Annotated in this window: 18 protein-coding genes, 1 other RNA gene and 1 pseudogene; all 20 read left to right on the top strand. The window is 70.6% G+C overall.

Translation table 11 applies throughout. The features are described 5' to 3' along the window. Positions 1–12 precede the first annotated feature (12 nt). The 20 genes and pseudogenes from HNQ70_RS08995 to mraY all read left to right on the top strand — a co-directional run bounded on the left by HNQ70_RS08995 (position 13) and on the right by mraY (position 19,264). Positions 13–903 (top strand): transporter substrate-binding domain-containing protein, encoded by an 891-nt coding sequence (locus HNQ70_RS08995; protein ID WP_183966491.1) that lies wholly within the window; start codon positions 13–15, stop codon positions 901–903. A gap of 118 nt (positions 904–1,021) precedes the next feature. After that, on the top strand, positions 1,022–1,747 hold the full coding sequence (locus HNQ70_RS08990) for an amino acid ABC transporter permease (RefSeq protein WP_183966489.1): 726 nt from the start codon (positions 1,022–1,024) through the stop codon (positions 1,745–1,747). Beyond that, positions 1,747–2,433: an amino acid ABC transporter permease gene (locus tag HNQ70_RS08985; protein WP_183966487.1), complete on the top strand. Its 687-nt coding sequence runs from the start codon at positions 1,747–1,749 to the stop codon at positions 2,431–2,433. Before HNQ70_RS08990 ends, HNQ70_RS08985 begins: the two co-directional genes overlap by 1 nt. Before the next feature lie 67 nt (positions 2,434–2,500). After that, positions 2,501–3,232, top strand: coding sequence for an amino acid ABC transporter ATP-binding protein (locus tag HNQ70_RS08980; RefSeq protein WP_183966770.1), 732 nt, complete (start codon positions 2,501–2,503; stop codon positions 3,230–3,232). Positions 3,233–3,320: 88 nt separating this feature from the next. Further along, positions 3,321–4,385, top strand: a complete 1,065-nt coding sequence (locus HNQ70_RS08975) for a tartrate dehydrogenase (RefSeq protein WP_183966485.1) — start codon at positions 3,321–3,323, stop codon at positions 4,383–4,385. Positions 4,386–4,578: 193 nt separating this feature from the next. After that, positions 4,579–5,556 carry a tripartite tricarboxylate transporter substrate binding protein BugD gene (locus HNQ70_RS08970; RefSeq protein ID WP_183966483.1) on the top strand — a complete coding sequence of 326 codons (978 nt, stop codon included), beginning with the start codon at positions 4,579–4,581 and terminating at the stop codon, positions 5,554–5,556. Positions 5,557–5,693: 137 nt separating this feature from the next. After that, positions 5,694–6,524 carry an energy transducer TonB gene (locus HNQ70_RS08965; protein ID WP_183966481.1) on the top strand — a complete coding sequence of 277 codons (831 nt, stop codon included), beginning with the start codon at positions 5,694–5,696 and terminating at the stop codon, positions 6,522–6,524. 19 nt (positions 6,525–6,543) lie between these two features. Further along, positions 6,544–7,302: a MotA/TolQ/ExbB proton channel family protein gene (locus tag HNQ70_RS08960; RefSeq protein WP_183966479.1), complete on the top strand. Its 759-nt coding sequence runs from the start codon at positions 6,544–6,546 to the stop codon at positions 7,300–7,302. Position 7,303: 1 nt separating this feature from the next. Then, the gene (locus tag HNQ70_RS08955) at positions 7,304–7,726 is read left to right on the top strand and encodes an ExbD/TolR family protein (protein WP_183966477.1); all 423 of its coding nucleotides are present in this window, start codon (positions 7,304–7,306) and stop codon (positions 7,724–7,726) included. A gap of 7 nt (positions 7,727–7,733) precedes the next feature. Continuing rightward, positions 7,734–9,026, top strand: a complete 1,293-nt coding sequence (locus tag HNQ70_RS08950) for a glycerate kinase type-2 family protein (RefSeq protein WP_183966475.1) — start codon at positions 7,734–7,736, stop codon at positions 9,024–9,026. 31 nt (positions 9,027–9,057) lie between these two features. Further along, a complete protein-coding gene (pyrC, locus tag HNQ70_RS08945) occupies positions 9,058–10,098 on the top strand; it encodes a dihydroorotase (RefSeq protein WP_183966473.1) in 1,041 nt (346 codons plus the stop codon). A 15-nt stretch (positions 10,099–10,113) separates the two neighbouring features. Next, positions 10,114–10,848: pseudogene (locus tag HNQ70_RS08940) on the top strand (DUF3025 domain-containing protein); the annotation flags it as partial. A 76-nt stretch (positions 10,849–10,924) separates the two neighbouring features. After that, an RNA gene (gene rnpB, locus HNQ70_RS08935) (RNase P RNA component class A) lies at positions 10,925–11,364 on the top strand. A 290-nt stretch (positions 11,365–11,654) separates the two neighbouring features. Continuing rightward, the gene (gene mraZ / locus HNQ70_RS08930) at positions 11,655–12,083 is read left to right on the top strand and encodes a division/cell wall cluster transcriptional repressor MraZ (protein ID WP_183966471.1); all 429 of its coding nucleotides are present in this window, start codon (positions 11,655–11,657) and stop codon (positions 12,081–12,083) included. A gap of 17 nt (positions 12,084–12,100) precedes the next feature. Then, positions 12,101–13,102, top strand: a complete 1,002-nt coding sequence (gene rsmH, locus HNQ70_RS08925; protein WP_183966769.1) for a 16S rRNA (cytosine(1402)-N(4))-methyltransferase RsmH — start codon at positions 12,101–12,103, stop codon at positions 13,100–13,102. Then, a complete protein-coding gene (ftsL, locus tag HNQ70_RS08920) occupies positions 13,099–13,398 on the top strand; it encodes a cell division protein FtsL (RefSeq protein ID WP_183966469.1) in 300 nt (99 codons plus the stop codon). Before rsmH ends, ftsL begins: the two co-directional genes overlap by 4 nt. After that, a complete protein-coding gene (locus tag HNQ70_RS08915; protein ID WP_183966467.1) occupies positions 13,395–15,128 on the top strand; it encodes a peptidoglycan D,D-transpeptidase FtsI family protein in 1,734 nt (577 codons plus the stop codon). The genes ftsL and HNQ70_RS08915 overlap by 4 nt, the downstream gene beginning before the upstream one ends. 2 nt (positions 15,129–15,130) lie before the next feature. Next, positions 15,131–16,726 (top strand): UDP-N-acetylmuramoyl-L-alanyl-D-glutamate--2,6-diaminopimelate ligase, encoded by a 1,596-nt coding sequence (locus tag HNQ70_RS08910; protein ID WP_343060705.1) that lies wholly within the window; start codon positions 15,131–15,133, stop codon positions 16,724–16,726. Next, positions 16,719–18,095, top strand: a complete 1,377-nt coding sequence (locus HNQ70_RS08905; protein ID WP_343060703.1) for a UDP-N-acetylmuramoyl-tripeptide--D-alanyl-D-alanine ligase — start codon at positions 16,719–16,721, stop codon at positions 18,093–18,095. Before HNQ70_RS08910 ends, HNQ70_RS08905 begins: the two co-directional genes overlap by 8 nt. Then, entirely contained in the window at positions 18,095–19,264 is a 1,170-nt protein-coding gene (gene mraY, locus HNQ70_RS08900; RefSeq protein WP_183966466.1) for a phospho-N-acetylmuramoyl-pentapeptide-transferase, read from the top strand. The genes HNQ70_RS08905 and mraY overlap by 1 nt, the downstream gene beginning before the upstream one ends. Position 19,265: the final 1 nt, after the last annotated feature.

Here is a 19,265-nt window from a genome sequence, read left to right as displayed (position 1 = left end):
GGGAACAACGCAATGACCAGCAGCAAGCTCGCGATCGCACTCGTCCTCGGCGCACTGGCCAGCGGCGCCGCCGCCCAGGAGCTCACCGGCACCCTGAAGAAGGTCAAGGAGCTGGGCGCCATCACCGTCGGCCACCGGGAGTCGTCGATCCCGTTCTCCTACCTGGACGACAAGCAGCAGCCGATCGGCTATGCGATGGACCTCTGCATGAAGATCGTCGATGCGGTGAAGGCGGAGCTCAAGATGCCCGGCCTGCAGGTGAAGCTGCAGCCGGTGACCTCCAGCAACCGCATCCCGCTGCTGCAGAACGGCACCATCGACCTCGAGTGCGGATCCACCACCAACTCGGTGCAGCGGCAGCAGCAGGTGGCCTTCGGCCCCACCTACTTCGTGATCAACGTGACCGCCGCGGTCAAGAAGAGCTCGAACATCAATTCTCTTGCCGACCTGAACGGCAAGACCATCTCCACCACTTCCGGCACCACCTCGGTGCCGCTGCTGAAGGCCTACGAGAAGACCGCGCACGTCGACGTGCGCGAGATCTACGGCAAGGACCACGCCGAGTCCTTCCTGCTGATGGCCGACGACCGCTCAGCGGCGTTCGTGATGGACGACATCCTGCTGGCCGGCCAGATCGCGAACTCCCGGACGCCGGAAGCCTTCAGGATCCTGGCCGACTCGCTGCGCCAGGAGCCCTACAGCATGATGCTGCGCAAGGACGATCCGCAGTTCAAGGCGCTGGTCGACCGCAGCGTCGGCGCGGTGATGAAGTCCGGCGAGATCGACCGCATCTACGCGAAGTGGTTCACCAGCCCGATCCCGCCCAAGGGAATCAACCTGAACTTCCCGGCGACCCAGCCGATCAGGGACGCGTTCGCCAACCCCAACGACAAGGGCGTCTGACCCGAGGCCCGCGGGCACTTTTCGGCGAGGCCGGCCGCCCCCTGGGCGTTCCGGCCTTTTTACTGCAGGCGCGCAGACACGAGGCGCGCGGGCGGGGCGGCAGCAAGGGAGCGTTCGGATGGATCTCGGCATCTTCCTGGAGCTCAACGCCGACGGCGACCGGACCTGGTGGCAGTCGCTCGCCGGCGGGCTGGGCTGGACGCTGTCCACTGCCGTCCTCGCGGGGCTGATCGCCTTCTTCCTGGGCTCGGTCCTGGGCGTCGTGCGCACCACGCGCCGGAAGTGGCTGGTGCGGCTTGGCAACGCCTATGTCGAGCTGTTCCGCAACATTCCGCTGATCGTCCAGTTCTTCGTCTGGTACTTCGTCGTGCCGGGGCTGATCCCCGCGGTCAAGAGGTGGGTGATCACGCTGGATCCCACCGAGCACCAGTTCGCCACTGCGGTGGTCTGCCTGGGGCTGTTCACAGCCGCGCGGGTCAGCGAACAGGTCCGCTCGGGCATCCAGTCGCTGCCCGGCGGCCAGCGCTCCGCCGGCTACGCGCTGGGCCTCACCGAGTGGCAGACCTACCGGCACGTGCTGCTCCCAATGGCCTACCGGATCGTGATTCCGCCGCTCACTTCCGAGGCGATGAACCTGATCAAGAACACCGCGGTGGCGTACTCGATCGGGCTGGCCGAGCTCTTCTTCCGCACCCGCGAGATGGGCGAGATGACCTTCCGCTACTTCGAGGCCTTCGCGGCGGCTACGCTCGCCTACGTGGCGATCGCCATGGCAGCGAACCGGGTGATGGCCTGGGTCGAGCGGCGCGTCGCGGTGCCCGGCTACATCGGCGGGCGCAAGTGATGGACGGCCTCGATTTCGACGTCGTGGCCCGCACCTGGCCCTACCTTCTGTCCGGGCTGCGGTACACGCTGCAACTGACCGCGGTGGCGGCGCTCGGGGGCATCGTGCTGGGCACCCTGCTTGCGATGGCGCGGCTGTCGTCGATCCGGCCGCTGGCGCTGGCGGCGGCGGGCTACGTCAACCTCATGCGCTCGGTGCCGCTGCTGCTGGTGATCTTCTGGTTTTATTTCCTGCTGCCCGTCGTGCTGCAGTCGATCACCGGCGCGGAGCGGCCGCCGCAGATCGGCGCCGAACGCTCCGCGTACATCACCTTCATCATGTTCGAGGGAGCCTACTTCTGCGAGATCATGCGCGCGGGCATCCAGAGCATATCCAAGGGGCAGGTGGGCGCCGCCTACGCGCTGGGGCTGAACTACTGGCAGTCGATGCGCCTGGTGGTGCTGCCGCAGGCCTTCCGGAACATGCTGCCGCTGCTGCTCACGCAGACCATCGTGCTGTTCCAGGATGTCTCGCTGGTCTCGCTGCTGAACGTGACCGACTTCGTCGGCGCGGCCGGCAAGATCGCCCAGCGCGACAGCCGCATCGTCGAGATGTACCTGTTCGTGGCGGTGGTCTACTTCGTGCTCTGCTCGCTGCTGTCGATGTTCGTGCGCCGGCTGCAGGCGCGCATCGCCATCGTCCGGTGAGCCTGCACAGTTCCGCGCGGGCGGTCCCCGCGCCCGCGAACACCCTTCGGAGTCCGACGACATGGCGATGATCGAGTTCAGGGACGTCAGCAAGTGGTACGGCAGCTTCCAGGTGCTGACCGGCTGCAGCACCAGCATCTCGAAAGGGGAGGTGGTGGTGGTCTGCGGCCCTTCCGGCTCCGGCAAATCCACGCTGATCAAGTGCGCCAACGGCCTGGAGCCCTTCCAGGAAGGCGAGATCCTGGTCGACGGAGTATCGGTGGGCGCGAAGGCCACCGACCTGCCGAAGCTGCGCTCGCGGATCGGCATGGTGTTCCAGCACTTCGAGCTGTTCCCGCACCTGTCGGTGATGGACAACCTGACGCTGGGCCAGGTGCGCGTGCTGGGGCGCGGGCGCGACGAGGCGCTGGGCAGGGGCCTGGCGCTGCTCGAGCGTGTGGGCCTGAAGGCGCACGCGGACAAGTTCCCGGGCCAGCTCTCGGGGGGGCAGCAGCAGCGGGTCGCGATCGCGCGGGCGCTTGCCATGGACCCGATCGCGATGCTGTTCGACGAGCCCACCTCCGCGCTCGATCCCGAGATGGTCAGCGAGGTGCTCGACGTGATGGTGGCGCTGGCCCGCGAAGGCATGACGATGATGGTGGTGACCCACGAGATGGGCTTCGCGCGCAAGGTGTCCGACCGGGTGGTGTTCATGGATCAGGGGCGGATCGTCGAGGACTGCACGAAGGATGAATTCTTCGGCACGCAGCGCAGCCCGCGGGCGCAGGAATTCCTCTCCAGGATCCTGAGCACCCACTGAGCAGCTACTGAGCCTTGCGCGCCGGGCGCGCGGGCGACGGGCCGAAGTACACTTCCCCGCTCCTGGAACGGGCAAGCGCGGAGCGGACATGGGCAGGCATCGGATCGCAGTCATCCCCGGAGACGGCATCGGCAGGGAGGTGGTTCCGGAGGGGCTCAGGGTGCTCGAGGCGGCGGCCCGCAGGTTCGGCATCGGCCTGCACTTCGACCACTTCGACTTCGCCAGCTGCGACTGGTACGAGAAGCACGGTCAGATGATGCCCGCCGACTGGAAGGCGCAGATCGGCGGCCATGACGCGATCTTCTTCGGCGCGGTCGGCATGCCCGACCGGGTGCCCGACCACATTTCGCTGTGGGGCTCGCTGCTGCTGTTCAGGCGCGAGTTCGACCAGTACGTGAACCTGCGTCCGGTGCGGCTGATGCCGGGCATCCCCTGCCCGCTGGCCGGGCGGCAGCCCGGCGACATCGACTTCTACGTGGTGCGCGAGAACACAGAGGGCGAGTACTCGTCGGTCGGCGGCAGGATGTTCCCGGGCACGGACCGGGAGTTCGTGCTGCAGGAGGCGGTGTTCACGCGCACCGGGGTCGACCGGGTGCTGCGCTACGCGTTCGAACTCGCCGCGCGGCGTCCGAAGCGTCACCTGGTCTCCGCGACGAAGTCGAACGGCATCTTCATCTCGATGCCCTACTGGGACGAGCGCGTCGAGGCGATGCGGGCCGACTATCCCGGCGTCAGGGTCGACAAGTACCACATCGACATCCTGGCCGCGCACTTCGTGCGCAACCCGCAGTGGTTCGACGTCGTGGTGGCTTCCAACCTCTTCGGCGACATCCTCTCGGATCTGGGGCCGGCATGCACCGGCACGATCGCGATCGCTCCCTCGGGCAACATCAATCCCGAGCGCAGGTTCCCGTCGCTGTTCGAACCGGTGCACGGCTCCGCGCCGGACATCGTCGGCCAAGGCATCGCCAATCCCATCGGCCAGATCTGGTCCGGCGCGATGATGCTGGATCACCTGGGGCATCGCGAGGCGCACGATGCGATCGTCGCGGCGATCGAGCGCGTCACCGCGGACGGGCCGCGCACGCCGGACATGGGCGGCAGCGCCACCACGCAGGCCGTCGGGCGGGCGGTGGCGGACGCACTGGGCTGACGGCGGCCCGCGCTGGACTGCCGCACGCGTTGCGGCCGCTTTTTCTCCAGGTTAACCCTCGCATTTCCGGCGAAAAGCGGCTTTTTGGGCAGGAGGCGCCGCCTTGCGCGGCTAGACTGGCCTGACCGGTCGCGGGGCGTCCACGCGACGAGCATCGGCGCCCGGCGGCCTCCTCAGACTCAGGAGACTACCGATGATGCGTTCAATCCTTGCCGCGGCGCTCGCCGCGGGCTTCACGCTGGCGACCGTTCCTGCCTCGGCGCAGCAGTTCCCCTCCCGGCCGGTGACCGTCGTGGTTCCCTTCGCCGCGGGCGGCCCGACCGACACCGTGGCCCGCAGCGTCGCGGCGGGCATGGAGAAGGCCCTCGGCCAGTCGGTGATCGTCGAGAACAAGCCGGGCGCCGGCGGCACGCTCGGCGCTGACAACGTGGCCAAGGCGGCCCCGGACGGCTACAGGGTGCTGGTCTGGCATATCGGCATGTCGACCTCGCCGGCGCTCTACCGGCGCCTGTCCTTCGATCCGCTGAAGGACTTCGAGTACGTCGGGCTGATCAACGACGTGCCGATGACGCTGCTGGTGCGCCCCTCGCACCCCTCTAAGAACCTCGCCGAGCTGGTCACCTGGGCCAAGGCCAACACCGACAAGGCGACGCTGGCCAACGCCGGCCTGGGCGCGGCTTCGCACCTGTGCGGGCTGATGTTCCAGCAGGCGATCGGCACTCAGCTGGTCACGGTCCCCTACAAGGGCACCGCGCCGGCGCTCGCGGACCTGATGGGCAACCAGGTCGACGTGCTCTGCGACCAGACCACCAACACCACGCCGCAGATCAAGGGCGGACGGGTGCGCGCGCTGGCGCTGACGGCGCCGAGCCGCCTGGCTTCGCTGCCGGACGTCCCGACGGCGGCCGAGGCCGGGCTGAAGGGCTTCGAGCTGGGCATCTGGCACGGCATGTACGCGCCGAAGGGCACGCCGAAGCCGGTGCTCGACAAGCTGGTGTCGGCGATGCAGGCGGCGCTGGCCAGTCCGGAGGTGAAGAACCGCTTCGCGGAGCTCGGTTCGGTGATCTACCCGGTGGCCCAGCAGACGCCCGAGGCGCTGCAGAAACACCTGAAGGCCGAGATCGACAAGTGGGGGCCGGTGATCCGCAAGGCCGGGGTCTACGCCGACTGATCGGGGCGCGGGCGGCGCAGGCCGGCCTGCGCCCGCTGGCCCACCGCGGGGGTGACCCACCGCGGGGGTGACCCGGCGGGCGGCGCCGACATCGTTTTGTAATGCGAGTCATTCTCATTGCAGTATGATGTCGGCCCATGAATCCGCAGCGCCCTTTCGCAACGCCCTCCCGCCCGGCGATCCTTGCCGCGCTGGCGGCGCTCGTCCTGCATGCAGGGGCTGGATTCCTGGCCCTGAGCGTGCCCGGCGAACAGGTGGTCCAGCCGCCGGTGCCGCTCGAGGTCCGCTTCGTCGTCGAAGCGCCGCCCGCGGCTGTGCCGGCGCGGCAGCCGCAGCCGCAGTCGCAGACCAGGGCGAAGCCCGAGCGCAAGCCGGAACCCTCCAGGCCGCCAGAGCGCAAGCCGGAGCCGCGGCCAGCGGTGCGCAGGTCGCCTCCGGAGCAGAGCACGCCGCGGCCGTCCCCTTCGGAGACGCTGGTCGCTGACAGCGCCCGCGCAGCGCCCGAGGCACCGATGGCGCCGGCGCCCCAGCCCTCGCCCTCGCCTCCCGCAGCGCCCCTGGCGCCCGTAGATACGGCGCCTGCGGCCCCGGCCCCGGCCCCGGCGCCCGTCGCCGCGGCCCCCGCGCGCACCGCACCGGCGAGCCCGCCTGCAATCGCCGTCCCTGCCAGCGGGCCGGCGACCAGCGCGCCGCGCTTCGACGCCGCCTACCTGGCGAATCCGCCGCCCGCGTATCCGATGATCTCCCGGCGCCTCGGCGAGGAGGGCAGGGTGCTCCTGCGGGTCCACGTCGAGCCCGACGGGCGCGCTTCCAGCGTCGAGCTGCGCGATTCCTCCGGCTTCGGGCGGCTGGACGACGCGGCCTTGCGCGCCGTGCGCGGCTGGCGCTTCGTTCCCGCCAGGCGGGGCGAGCAGGCGGTCGCCGCCTGGGTGCTGGTCCCGATCAATTTCACGCTGAAGAATTCATGATGTCCTCGAGAGGCCTGCAATGAGCACCGAACTCGGTTTTGCCAACTTCCTCGCCCAGTCGGACGGGGTGGCCCGCTTCATCCTGGCCGTGATGCTGCTGATGTCGCTGGGCTCGTGGTTCCTGATCTTCCGCAAGGGCGCGCGCGCGCTGGCTGCGGGGCAGCGCAGCCGGCGTTTCCTGCAGGCGTTCTGGGATGCGCCCAGCCTGGAGGCGGTGCGCGGCCAATTGCGCGAGGACGGCCCCGGGGATCCCTTCTCCAACCTGGTGCGCCAGGGCTTCGTCGCGGTCGAGCAGCATCGCCGGCGCGACGAGGCCAGGCGGCTGGTCGACGCAGGGACCTCCGACGAGTTCCTGACCCGCGCGCTCAAGCGCTCGATCGGCGAGGACGTGGCACGCCTGGAGTCCGGGCAGACCTTTCTGGCGACCGTGGCGTCCACCGCACCCTTCGTCGGGCTGCTCGGCACCGTGTGGGGCATCTACCATGCGCTGGTGGCGATCGGCGCCGCGGGCGACGCCGGCCTGGACAAGGTCGCGGGGCCGGTCGGCGAGGCGCTGATCATGACCGGGCTCGGCCTGGCGGTGGCCATCCCAGCGGCAGTGGCATACAACTTCTTCGCGCGCTCCAACCGGCGCGTGCGCGCCGCGCTGGAATCCTTCGCCTACGATGTCTTCGCGTTCCTGGGTACCGGCGCAAAGGGGCAGCCCGCCCCGGTGACCGATCTTGCGCGCGAGCGCGCCCGCACAGGGGCGCGGCCGGCGGTGCTAGGGGAGGCCTGAGATGGCATTCGGATCGATGGGCGGCGACTCGGATGGCGAACCGAACGCCGAGATCAACATGGTTCCTTTCATCGACGTGATGCTGGTGCTGCTGGTGATCTTCATCGTCACCGCGCCGCTGCTCACGCACACGGTGAAGCTGGAGCTGCCGCGCGCCGCGAGCAGCGTCGAGCAGGCGCCTGCCAGGCCGCTGCGCGTCTCGATCGACGCGCAGGGCAAGGTCTGGTGGGAGGGGGCGGTCATCGGCGCGCAGGCGCTGGACGCGCGCTTCGCCGAGCAGGCGGGGCGCGAGCCGGCGCCGGAGCTGCAGATCCGCGCCGACCGCAGCACGCCCTACGAGAACGTCGCGCGGGTGATGTCGGCTGCGGCGCGCAACGGACTGACCCGGATCGGCTTCGTCACCGACCCGTCGGAGCAGCGGTAGCGCAGCCATGAGCGTCGCCGCGCCGCGCGAGCTGCTGCTCGACAGCTTCCGCGCCGCGATCGCGGCCGCCGATCCCCTGCGGATCCTGGCGGCGGTGCTGCCCGGGCCGACGGAGATCGCGGGCTTTCGCCGCACCCTGGTGGTCGGCGCGGGCAAGGCTGCGGCGAGCATGGCGCTGGCCGTCGAGCGGCACTGGCCGGCGCAGGCGCGGCTCGACGGGCTGGTCGTCACCCGGCACGGGCACGGACTGCCCTGCGCACGGATCCGCGTCGTCGAGGCCGGCCACCCCATGCCGGACGCCGCGGGCGAGGAGGCTGCCGCCGGCATCCTGGCGGCGGCCGGGCAACTCGGCGAGGAAGACCTGCTGCTGGTTCTCCTGTCGGGCGGCGGCTCCAGCCTGCTCGCGCTGCCGGCGCCGGGCGTGCCGCTGGCCGATCTGCGTGCGACCACCGGGCTGCTGCTGGCCAGCGGCGCGCCGATCCAGGAGATCAACACGGTGCGCAAGCACCTGTCGCGCATCCAGGGCGGGCGGCTCGCCGCGGCGACCCGGGCCCGCGTGCTCGCGCTGCTGGTGTCGGACGTGGCGGGCGACGACCTGTCCTCGATCGCCTCGGGCCCCTGCGCGCCAGATCCGGGCAGCTTTGCCGATGCGCTGGACGTGCTGCGGCGCTGGCGCGTCGATGCGCCCGAGCCGGTCCTCGCGCACCTGCGCCGCGGGCTGGAGGGGCGGGAGCCGGAGACGCCCAAGCCGGGCGACGCCGCCTTCCTGCGCGTCGAGCACCGGCTGGCCGCCACCGCCCACGCCAGCCTGCAGGCCGCCGCGCGGGTGTTCGAGGCCGCGGGCGTGCGGCCGGTGGTGCTCGGCGACACGGTGACAGGCGAGGCGCGCGACGTGGCCGCGGTGATGGCGGCGATCGCGCGCGAGATCTCGCTCCATGGCCAACCCTTCCGTCGGCCGGTGGCGCTGATCTCGGGCGGCGAGTGCACGGTCACGGTCAGGGGGCGCGGGCGCGGCGGGCGCTGCGCTGAGTTCACGCTGGCGCTGGCGCAGTCGATGGCCGGCGTCGGGCAGGCCTGGGCGATCGCCGCCGACACCGACGGCATCGACGGAACCGAGGACAATGCTGGCGCGCTGCTGGGGCCGGACACGCTCGCGCGCGCTGCGCGCGCGGGGCTCGATCCCCGGCGGATGCTGGACGACAATGACGCCTGGAGCTTCTTCGCCGCGCTGGGCGACCTGGTCGTGACCGGGCCCACGCGCACCAACGTGAACGACTACCGCGCCATCCTGCTGGCGTGAACCCCGACGATCGAACAGGCCGACTTCCCGCATGAATCCCACCGAGATCACCCTGGTCCGCCCTGACGACTGGCACCTGCACCTGCGCGACGGCGACGCCCTGTCGGCCGTGGTGGGGGCGAGCGCTGCCCAGTTCGCGCGCGCGATCGTGATGCCCAACCTGCGCCCGCCAGTGACCACGCTGGCGCAGGCCCTCGCCTACCGCGAGCGCATCCTGGCAGCGCTGCCCGCCGGCAGCGACTTCACGCCGCTGATGACCCTCTACCTGACCGACAACACGCCGGCGGCGGAGATCCGCGCGGCCTGGGAGAGCGGCCTCGTGCAGGCGGTCAAGCTTTACCCGGCCGGCGCCACCACGAACTCCGATGCCGGCGTCACCGACGTCGCCAGGGCCGCCCCCGCGCTCGAAGCGATGCAGGCGCTCGGCATGCCGCTGCTGGTCCACGGCGAGGTCACCGACCCCGAGGTCGACGTGTTCGACCGCGAGCAGGCCTTCATCGACCGGGCGATGATCCCGCTGCGCCGCGACTTCCCTGGCCTGCGGATCGTCTTCGAGCACATCACCACCGAAGAAGCGGCGCAGTACGTGCGCGACGCCGACGAGGGCATCGGCGCGACCATCACCGCCCACCACCTGCTCTACAACCGCAACGCGATCTTCTCCGGCGGGCTGCGCCCGCACTGGTACTGCCTGCCGGTGCTCAAGCGCGAGCGCCATCGCCTCGCGCTGCTGCAGGCGGCGACCGGCGGCAATCCGCGCTTCTTCCTCGGCACCGACAGCGCGCCCCACGCGCAGCGGCTCAAGGAGCACGCGGCGGGCTGCGCGGGCTGCTACACCGCGCCGCATGCGCTCGAGCTGTACGCGGCGGCCTTCGAGCTCGCCGGCGCCCTTGATCGCCTCGAGGGTTTCGCCAGCCTGCACGGCCCGGCGTTCTACCGGCTGCCGGTCAACCGGGGCAGCGTCACGCTGCGCCGGGAGCCGTGGACCATCCCGGAGTCGCTGCCGTTCCCCGGCGACGCCATCGTTCCACTGGCCGCCGGCGAGCCCCTGGCCTGGCGCCTGGTGCGCTGAGAAGCGCCGCGCGCCGTGGACTCGCCCTGGAGCGCGCCCTGGTTCGCCCCCTACCGGCCGCTGCTCGACGAGGTGGGCGATGACGCGCTTGCCGGGCGCTGGCCTGCCTGCGTCGAGCACCTGAACGCGCTGTCTCAGGCGCGCGGCCTGCGCAACGGCAGCGGCCGGCCGCTGCGTTTCGGTGCGCCGGACGCCGCGGGCGCGCAGGCCTACGAGGCCCACATCTGGGCAACCGGCGAGGTGCCCACCCGCATCTGCGCCGAAGGCGGCTGGCACGATCTCTTCAATGCGCTGGTCTGGCTTGCCTTCCCGCGCATCAAGTCGCGGCTGAACGCGCTGCAGGCCGCGCGGATCGCCGCCGACGGCGTCGGCGCGCGGCGCGGCGCGCTGCGCGACGCGGCCACGCTGTTCGACGAGAACGGCCTGCTGCTGTTCACCGACGACGCGGCGCTGGCCGATGACCTGCGCGCATTCGACTGGCAGGCGCTGTTCGCGGACGGCCGCCAGCGCTTCATCGAGCGCGCCCGGGTCGTCGTGTTCGGCCATGCGCTGCTCGACAAGCTGCGCGCCCCCTACAAGGCCGTCTGCGGGCATGCCTGGGTGATGCCGCGGCCGGCGGCCGGGGCTGGGGCCGGACCGGGGGCCGCCGGAGCCCCGGATGCCGACGAGGCGGTCGCTGCAGCCCTCGGCGCCGACGCGCTGCGCAGTGCGGCCTTCTCCCCCGTGCCGGTGCTGGGCATCCCCGGCTGGTGGCCGGGCAACGAGGCCGCAGGCTTCTACGACGATGCCGCGGTCTTCCGGCCGGGGCGGCGGTACAATCGCGGCCGGAGCGGGCTGGACGGTCGCTGGCGGGGTTTCCCGCTGGAGGAAGGTCCGGACTCCACAGGGCAGGGTGCTGGTCAACGGCCAGGCGCAGCAAGTCGAAAGACCCAAGGCGACGGAAAGTGGCACAGAGAACAGACCGCCGAAGGTGAATCCTGAGGGCGCCCGGCCGGTGAATTCCGGCCGGAGTCCACGGGGCTCGCCAGGCAAGGGTGAAACGGTGAGGTAAGAGCTCACCGCGTACGTGGCGACACGGACGGCACGCCAAACCCCACCCGGAGCAACACCGCATAGGCACGCGTTCCGGCCGCAAGGCCGGGCAGGGCGGCCCGCCCGAGCGTGCGGGTTGGTGGCTAGAGCGCAGGGGCAACCCTGCGCCCAGAGGAATGACCGTCGGACCGGGCGACCGGTCGACAGAATCCGGCCTACAGGCCCGCTCCGACTCCCCGCCGCGCACGGCGCCAGCCGCGCGCGCATCGCATCCCCGCCCGGGGTGCGTCAGACATCACTTTGACAGTCTGACGTAGAGCCTTAATTTTCAAGCATTTTCCCCTGGCGACGATTTCTCATGACTCGCGCCTAAGTCCTTGTCCCCATTGGGAAATTCCAGTGCGACTTGCTCCGTCCTGAACTATTCGATACAGTGGGGCCAAGTGTGAAAATGTGGCGAAAAGTGGGGTTCGGAGCAGATTTCGAGCCGTTCCGACAGCCCGAAGTGACTCGGTCCAAAAGACATGTTCCAGGGGAGTTCAGCGCTGTCGCTCGATGCCAAGGGTCGGCTCACCGTCCCTGCGCGGCATCGTGACGCCCTCTCGGAGCAGAGCGATGGGCGTCTCACGCTGACAAGGCACCCGGACGGGTGCCTGCTGCTGTTTCCCCGCCCCGTCTGGGAGGTCCATCGCGAGCGGATCGCGGCGCTGCCGATCTCGGCGCGCCCGTGGCAGCGGATCTTCCTGGGCAGCGCCACGGACGTGGACATGGATGGCGCCGGACGCATTCTGGTCTCGCCCGAGTTGCGGCAGGCGGCCACGCTTGCAAAGGAAGTGATGCTGCTCGGCATGGGCAGCCATTTCGAGATCTGGGATGCGAAGGCGCTGGCGGTGAAGGATCAGGAAGCGATCGCCGCCGGTGTTCCCGAAGCGTTGGCGAACTTCTCTCTCTAGGCGATCGATTGGACGCGATGAACGCCGAGCCGGGGCACCTGCCGGTCCTGCTCGAGGAAGCCGTCATGGCGCTGCGGATCCGCGCCGACGGGGTCTATGTCGACGGCACCTTCGGTCGCGGTGGGCACAGCGCGGCAATTCTCGCGCGCCTCGGGCGCGCGGGCCGGCTGCTGGCGATCGACCGCGACCCCGAGGCGGTGGCGGCGGCGCGTCGCTGGCAGGAAGAGACCGGGGATGCGCGGTTCTCGATCGCGCATGCGCGCTTTTCCGAACTGGGCGACGTGCTGGACGATCAGGGAGTGGCCGCCGTCGACGGCGTGCTGCTGGACCTGGGCGTGTCCTCGCCGCAGCTCGACGATCCGTCCCGCGGATTCAGCTTCCGCGCGGACGGTCCGCTCGACATGAGGATGGATCCGACGCGCGGCATGTCGGCGAGCGAGTGGTTGAACAAGGCGTCGGAAGACGAAATAGCCGAGGTGGTGAGGGACTATGGGGAAGAACGGTTTGCTGTTCCGATTGCAAAGGCGATTGTTGCTCGCCGCGGGGACGCCGACGCCGGCGCCGCGTTTCAGACCACAGGAGAGCTTGCCCGCCTCGTGGCGGGCGTCGTCCGGCGCCGCAGCAAGAGGCCGGAGGTGGGCAAGGACCCGGCCACACGCACCTTTCAGGCTCTACGGATTTTCCTCAATCAAGAGCTTGAGGAGCTCGCGGGAGTACTGAACACCGCGGTCGATCGGCTGCGCCCGGAAGGGCGTCTGGCGGTGATCAGTTTTCACTCGCTGGAGGACCGGATCGTCAAGCGCTTCATCGCCCGCGAGAGCGGCCGGGATGCGCCGCGCGACCCGGTGCGCGGCACGCTGCTGCCAGGCGCCCCGATCCGGCTCGCGCCGGTGGCGCGGGTGCTGCCGGGGCCGCTCGAGACCGGGGGCAACCCGCGCGCACGATCCGCGGTGCTCAGGGTGGCCGAGCGCCTCGACGACGGGCTGGCCGGATCGCCGGTCGCGACGGGCGCGCAATGAGCCGGCTCAACATCCTGCTGGCGGGACTGCTGGTGGTCTGCGCGCTCGGACTGGTCACCTCGCAGCACCGCGCGCGCACCCTGTTCATCGACCTCGGTCAGGCGCAGAGCCAGGCGCGCCAGCTCGACGTGCGCTGGAATCGCCTGCGCCTCGACCAGAGCCGGCTTGCGACCTCCTCGCTGATCGACTCGAAGGCGCGCGCCGGCCTGTCGATGCAGCCCTCGACGCCGCAGCGCACCCTGTACCTCACCGTCGAGACGCCCACCGAGCGGACCGCGATGGGGCGCGCGCGATGAGCCGGGGCGTGCCCTTCGCCGCGAACCCGCTGCTCGCAGTCAAGCTGCCGGCATATCGGTCGCGCCTGGTGATGCTGCTGGTGGCCCTTGCCTTCCTGGCGCTGGCGCTGCGCGCCGTCTACCTGCAAGCCGTCTCCGACGATTTCCTGCAGCGGCAGGGCGAGGTGCGCTACGGCCGCACCATCGAGCTGCCCGCCTCGCGCGGCCAGGTGCTCGACCGCAACGGTGTGGTGCTTGCCAAGAGCCTGCCGGCGCAGGCCGTCTGGGCCTCCCCGGAGGACCTGAAGGCCAGTCCCGAGCAGCTCAAGCGTCTTGCCGCGCTGCTGGAAATGCCGGAGCGCGAGCTGCGCAGCCGCCTCGCCGACGAGGACAAGACCTTCGTGTACCTGAAGCGCCAGGTGGAGGCGCCGGTCGCCGAGCAGATCGCCGAGCTGCGGATCCCCGGCGTCCACCAGCGCAAGGAATACAAGCGTTACTACCCCGAGGGCGCGGCGCTCGCGCACGTGGTCGGCTTCACCAACGTGGAGGACGCCGGCCAGGAGGGCATCGAGCTCGCCCACGAACGCATGCTGGCCGGCACCGCCGGCAGCCGCCGGGTGATCCGCGACCGTCTCGGCCGGGCCATCGAGGACGTGGGCGCGATCCGTCATCCGCGCGACGGCGGCGACCTGCAGCTGTCGATCGACTCCAAGATCCAGTACCACGCCTACTCGGCGCTGCGCGACGCGGTGGCCGCGCACAAGGCGAAGGCCGGCGCGGTCGTCGTCCTCGATGCGCACACCGGCGAGATCCTCGCGCTGGCCAACCTTCCCACCTACGACCCCAACGAGCGGCGCCAGTTGTCGGGCGCGCAGCTGCGCAACCGGGTGATGACGGACACCTTCGAGCCTGGGTCGACGCTCAAGCCCTTCACCACTGCGCTCGCGCTGGACGGCGGCAAGGTCACGCCGAAGACTGTGATCGACACCGCGCCCGGCAGGCTGAAGATCGGCTCCGCCACCATCGGCGACTCCAAGCCGCACGGCGCCCTGACCGTCGAGGAAGTGCTGCAGAAGTCCTCGAACGTCGGCACCGTGAAGCTTGCGATGACGATGCCGCCGCAGCGGATGTGGGAGCTGTTCACCGGAGTCGGCTTCGGGCAGGCGCCGCAGATCGGCTTCCCCGGCGCAGTCGCCGGGCGGGTGCGTCCGCATCGTTCCTGGAAGCCGATCGAGCACGCGACGATGTCCTACGGCCACGGGATCTCGGTCTCGCTGGTGCAACTCGCCCGGGCCTACACGGTGTTCACCAATGAGGGCCGGCTGCTGCCGCTGACCATGCTCAGAAGCGACCAGTCGGTGCCGGGCGTGCAGGTGGTCAGCCCGAAGACGGCGCGCGCGGTCAGCCACATGCTGGAGCTGGCCGCCGGTCCCGGGGGCACGGCGCCCAAGGCGCAGGTGGCCGGCTATCGGGTGGCCGGCAAGACCGGCACCGCCTACAAGCAGGAGAACGGACGCTACGTGCGCAAGTACATCGCCTCCTTCGTCGGATACGCGCCGGCGTCCGATCCGCGACTAGTGGTCGCGGTGATGATCGACGAGCCCACCGCCGGACAGCACTACGGCGGCCAGGTGGCGGCGCCGGTCTTCTCGCGGATCGTGGGCGATGCGCTGCGGGCCCTGCGGGTGCCGCCGGACGCGCCGCTGTCGAACCAGATGATCCCGGCGAACCCGGTACAGGAGAGCATGTAGCCGTGACTTCCGACGCGAATGGCATCCGGGCCGTGGCCGATCCGACGGCGGACATCAGTCCGCTGGAGCCCTGCGCGGCGGCCGAGCTGGTCCCGGAAACGGCGCTCGAGCTCGGCGCATGGCTGCGCGCGACGCTTCCCTCCGGCGCGGCGCTGCAGGCCGACAGCCGCCTGGTGCGGCCGGGCGACGCCTTCTTCGCCTATCCCGGCCTGCGCATCGACGGACGCGGCTTCATGGCCGACGCGCTGGCGCGCGGCGCTGCGGCCGTCGTCGTGGAGGCGGACGGGGCTGCGCCCCTGCCCGAGGCCAGCGTGCCGATGCGCGCCTGCGCCGGCCTGCGTACGCTGGCCGGCAGCATCGCCAGCGCCTATCACGGCCGGCCGAGCGAGGGGCTCGACCTGATTGCGGTCACCGGCACCAACGGCAAGACCAGCGTCTCGCAGTGGGTGGCGCGCGGCCTCGCCGAGTTCGGCCGTCGCAGCGGTGTGATCGGCACGCTGGGCAGCGGGCCGGTCGGCAGCCTCGAGCAATCCTCCGGGCTGACCACGCCGGATGCGCTGGGGCTGCAGTCGACGCTGGCGCGCTTCGCGGCCTCGGGCGTCGATTCCGTAGCAGCGGAGGCCTCGTCGATCGGCCTGGACCAGGGGCGGCTGAACGGCACCCGCATCGCGGTGGCGGCGTTCACCAACCTGTCTCGCGATCACCTGGACTACCACGGCACGATGGAGGCCTACGCGCAGGCCAAGACGCATCTGTTCGCCTGGCCCGGGCTGCGCGCGGTGGTGGTCAATGGCGACGATCCGGCGGGGCGGCTGATGCTCGCCGCCACGCGGACCGGACCCAAGGCGCCGCAGCGGATCGTCTACGGCCTGAACCCCGGGCGCCACGGCGCGCGCGGCGACAGGACGCTGATCGCCGAGCGCGTGTTCGAGGACGGCTCGGGCATCCAGATGACTCTCAGCGGCGACTTCGGGTCGGCCGACCTGCGGCTGCGCCTGCTCGGGCTCTTCAACGTGTCGAACGCGCTTGCGGCCGCGGGCTGCTGGCTCGCGCTGGGGCATACGTTCGAGCGCGTCGTCGAGGCGCTCGAGCGTCTCGATTCCGTGCCGGGGCGAATGCAGACCATCCAGGAGGATGGCGCGCCCCTGGTCGTGGTCGACTACGCGCATTCGCCGGATGCGCTGGACAACGTGCTGGTCAGCCTGCGTTCGGTGGCGGTGCGCCGCGGCGGCCGCCTGTGGTGCGTGTTCGGCGCCGGGGGCGATCGCGACATCGGCAAGCGCGCCCAGATGGGCCTGGTGGCCGAGCGTGCCGCCGATCACCTGGTGATCACCAGCGACAACCCGCGCAGCGAGTCGCCGTTCCGGATCGTTTCCGACATCCGCGCGGGACTGATCCGCGAGCCGGCGCTGACCGAGCTCGACCGGGCTGCCGCGATTCACGCGGCGATCGCCCGCGCTGCCGTGGCGGACGTGGTGCTGGTCGCCGGCAAGGGGCACGAGAACTACCAGGAGATCGCCGGCGCGCGCCTGCCGTTCTCCGACGTCGAGGTGTCCCGCGCCGCGCTGCGGGCGCGCAGGGAGGTCCACGGTGTTTAGCCTGCGCGAAGCTTTCGGATGGCTGTCCGCGGGGCGGCTGATCGGCGACGGCAGCGTCCGCGTGACCTCGGTCTGCACCGACACGCGGGCCTTCCGGCCGGGCACGCTGTTCGTCGCGCTGCGCGGCGAACGCTTCGACGCGCATGAATTCGTCGCCGGCGCGCAGGAATCGGGTGCCGCCGCGGTGGTGGTCGAGCGCTGGATCGACGGCATGCGCGGTCCCGCGCTGCTGGTCCCCGACGCGCGCCGCGCCCTCGGCGAACTCGCCGCCGGCTGGCGCAGGCGCTTTGCGGTCCCGCTGCTGGCGGTCACCGGCAGCAACGGCAAGACCACGGTCAAGGAGATGCTGGCGTCGATCCTGGCGGTCCGCTACGGCGACCAGGGCCGGCTGGCCACCCAGGGCAACCTGAACAACGAGGTCGGCGTGCCGCTGACGCTGTTCGGCCTGCGGCCGGAGCACAGGGCCGCAGTGATCGAACTCGGCATGAACCGCCCGGGCGAGATCGCCTGGCTCGCCGAGATCGCGAAGCCGACCGTCGCGCTGGTCAACAACGCCCAGCGCGAGCATCAGGAGTTCATGGGCTCGGTCGAGGCCACCGCGCGCGAGAACGGTTCAGTGTTCGGTGCGCTGGACGCGGACGGCGTGGCCGTCTTCCCGGGTGACGATCCGCACGCCGGTCTCTGGCGGTCTCTCGCCGGGAGCCGCCGCTGCGTCGAGTTCGGCCTGGGCGGAGCCTTCGAGGTCCGGGCCGCGGAGGATGCGCGGCCCGAAGCGTTCACGCTGGAGGTCGCGGGCGGACGCGCCGAAGTCCGGCTCTCGATCGATGGCGCGCACAACGTGCGCAACGCGCTCGCTGCCGCTGCCTGCGCGCATGCGGCCGGCATCGGCGTCGAGGACATCGCCGAGGGGCTGCGCCGCTTCAGGCCGGTGCGCGGACGGCTGGTGCGACTGGAAAGCGCCGCGGGCGCGGCGCTGATCGACGACAGCTACAACGCGAACCCTGATTCGGTGCGCGCCGCGATCGAGGTGCTGCGCGATCGCCCCGCGCCGCGCGTGCTGGTGCTCGGCGACATGGGCGAGGTCGGCGATCGCGGTCCGGAGTTCCATCGCGAGGTCGGCGCCCATGCCGCGCAGTGCGGAATCGGCCATCTTCTCGCCCTCGGCGAGGCGACCCGCGACACCGTCGCCGCCTTCGGCCGCGGGGGCGAACACTTCGCCGACGTCGACGCGCTGATCGCACGCGCCCGGGGCCTGGCGGTTGCGCAGGCCACGGTGCTGGTGAAGGGCTCGCGCTTCATGCGCATGGAGCGGGTCGTTGCGGCGCTCGCCAGCCAACGTGGCGATGCCGGGGCGGGGGAGCACCACTGATGCTGCTCGCTCTCGCCCAATGGCTGGCCCAGGACATCCGGGCTTTCTCGGTCTTCAACTACATCACGCTGCGGGCGGTGCTCGCGACGCTGACCGCGCTGCTGATCGGGCTGCTGTTCGGCCCGCTGCTGATCCGCAAGCTGCTCGAGCTGAAGATCGGTCAGGCGGTCCGCCAGGACGGCCCGCAGACGCACCTGGCCAAGTCGGGGACGCCCACGATGGGCGGCGCGCTGCTGCTGATCGGCATCGGCGCCTCCACCCTGCTCTGGAGCGACCTTTCCAACCGCTTCGTCTGGGTCGTCCTGCTGGTCACGCTCGGTTTCGGCTGGATCGGCTGGGTCGACGACTACCGCAAGGTCGTCCACAAGGACCCGCGCGGGATGGCAGCCAGGGAGAAGTACTTCTGGCAGTCGCTGATCGGTATCGTCGCCGCGGTCTACCTGGCGTTCGCCGTTCCGGCCCAGTCCAATGCCCAGGCGCTGGACCTGTTCGTCAACTGGGTGATGAGCGGCTTCGCGATCGACCTGCCGCCGAAGGCTGACCTGATCGTCCCCTTCTTCAAGAACATTGCCTATCCGCTGGGCGTGTTCGGCTTCATCGGGCTCACCTATTTCGTGATCGTCGGCACCAGCAACGCCGTGAACCTCACCGACGGCGCCGACGGCCTGGCGATCCTGCCCTCGGTGCTGGTCGGCTCGGCACTCGGCGTGTTCGCCTACGTGAGCGGCAACGCGGTGTTCTCGAAGTACCTGCTGATCCCTTTCATCCCGGGGGCAGGGGAACTGACCGTGTTCTGCGGCGCGATCGCCGGCGCGGGGCTGGCCTTCCTGTGGTTCAACGCCTACCCGGCACAGGTGTTCATGGGCGACGTGGGCGCGCTGGCGCTGGGCGGCGCGCTGGGTACGATCGCGGTGATCGTCCGCCAGGAGATCGTGCTGTTCATCATGGGCGGAGTGTTCGTCGCCGAGACCGTCTCGGTGATGATGCAGGTTGCCTACTTCAAGTACACGAAGCGGCGCTACGGCGAGGGCCGGCGCATCTTCAGGATGGCGCCTCTGCATCATCATTTCGAGGTTGGCGGCGTCAAGGAAAGCCAGGTCGTCGTGCGCTTCTGGATCGTCACGATGATGCTCGTGCTGTTCGGCCTCTCCACGCTGAAGCTGCGGTGAG

It is taken from the genome of Quisquiliibacterium transsilvanicum, from assembly GCF_014202215.1.
Classification (GTDB): domain Bacteria; phylum Pseudomonadota; class Gammaproteobacteria; order Burkholderiales; family Burkholderiaceae_E; genus Quisquiliibacterium; species Quisquiliibacterium transsilvanicum.
This window is presented reverse-complemented; position numbering and strand designations above follow the sequence as displayed.

Bases quoted from the DNA above. Each gene is read 5' to 3' on its own strand.
- HNQ70_RS08970 (WP_183966483.1), top strand. From the start codon at position 4,579: ATGATGCGTTCAATCCTTGCCGCGGCGCTCGCCGCGGGCTTCACGCTG.
- mraZ (WP_183966471.1), top strand. From the start codon at position 11,655: ATGTTCCAGGGGAGTTCAGCGCTGTCGCTCGATGCCAAGGGTCGGCTC.
- HNQ70_RS08955 (WP_183966477.1), top strand. From the start codon at position 7,304: ATGGCATTCGGATCGATGGGCGGCGACTCGGATGGCGAACCGAACGCC.
- HNQ70_RS08990 (WP_183966489.1), top strand. From the start codon at position 1,022: ATGGATCTCGGCATCTTCCTGGAGCTCAACGCCGACGGCGACCGGACC.
- HNQ70_RS08985 (WP_183966487.1), top strand. From the start codon at position 1,747: ATGGACGGCCTCGATTTCGACGTCGTGGCCCGCACCTGGCCCTACCTT.
- HNQ70_RS08965 (WP_183966481.1), top strand. From the start codon at position 5,694: ATGAATCCGCAGCGCCCTTTCGCAACGCCCTCCCGCCCGGCGATCCTT.
- HNQ70_RS08975 (WP_183966485.1), top strand. From the start codon at position 3,321: ATGGGCAGGCATCGGATCGCAGTCATCCCCGGAGACGGCATCGGCAGG.
- HNQ70_RS08980 (WP_183966770.1), top strand. From the start codon at position 2,501: ATGATCGAGTTCAGGGACGTCAGCAAGTGGTACGGCAGCTTCCAGGTG.
- ftsL (WP_183966469.1), top strand. From the start codon at position 13,099: ATGAGCCGGCTCAACATCCTGCTGGCGGGACTGCTGGTGGTCTGCGCG.
- pyrC (WP_183966473.1), top strand. From the start codon at position 9,058: ATGAATCCCACCGAGATCACCCTGGTCCGCCCTGACGACTGGCACCTG.
- HNQ70_RS08950 (WP_183966475.1), top strand. From the start codon at position 7,734: ATGAGCGTCGCCGCGCCGCGCGAGCTGCTGCTCGACAGCTTCCGCGCC.
- HNQ70_RS08995 (WP_183966491.1), top strand. From the start codon at position 13: ATGACCAGCAGCAAGCTCGCGATCGCACTCGTCCTCGGCGCACTGGCC.
- HNQ70_RS08960 (WP_183966479.1), top strand. From the start codon at position 6,544: ATGAGCACCGAACTCGGTTTTGCCAACTTCCTCGCCCAGTCGGACGGG.
- mraY (WP_183966466.1), top strand. From the start codon at position 18,095: ATGCTGCTCGCTCTCGCCCAATGGCTGGCCCAGGACATCCGGGCTTTC.
- HNQ70_RS08915 (WP_183966467.1), top strand. From the start codon at position 13,395: ATGAGCCGGGGCGTGCCCTTCGCCGCGAACCCGCTGCTCGCAGTCAAG.
- rsmH (WP_183966769.1), top strand. From the start codon at position 12,101: ATGAACGCCGAGCCGGGGCACCTGCCGGTCCTGCTCGAGGAAGCCGTC.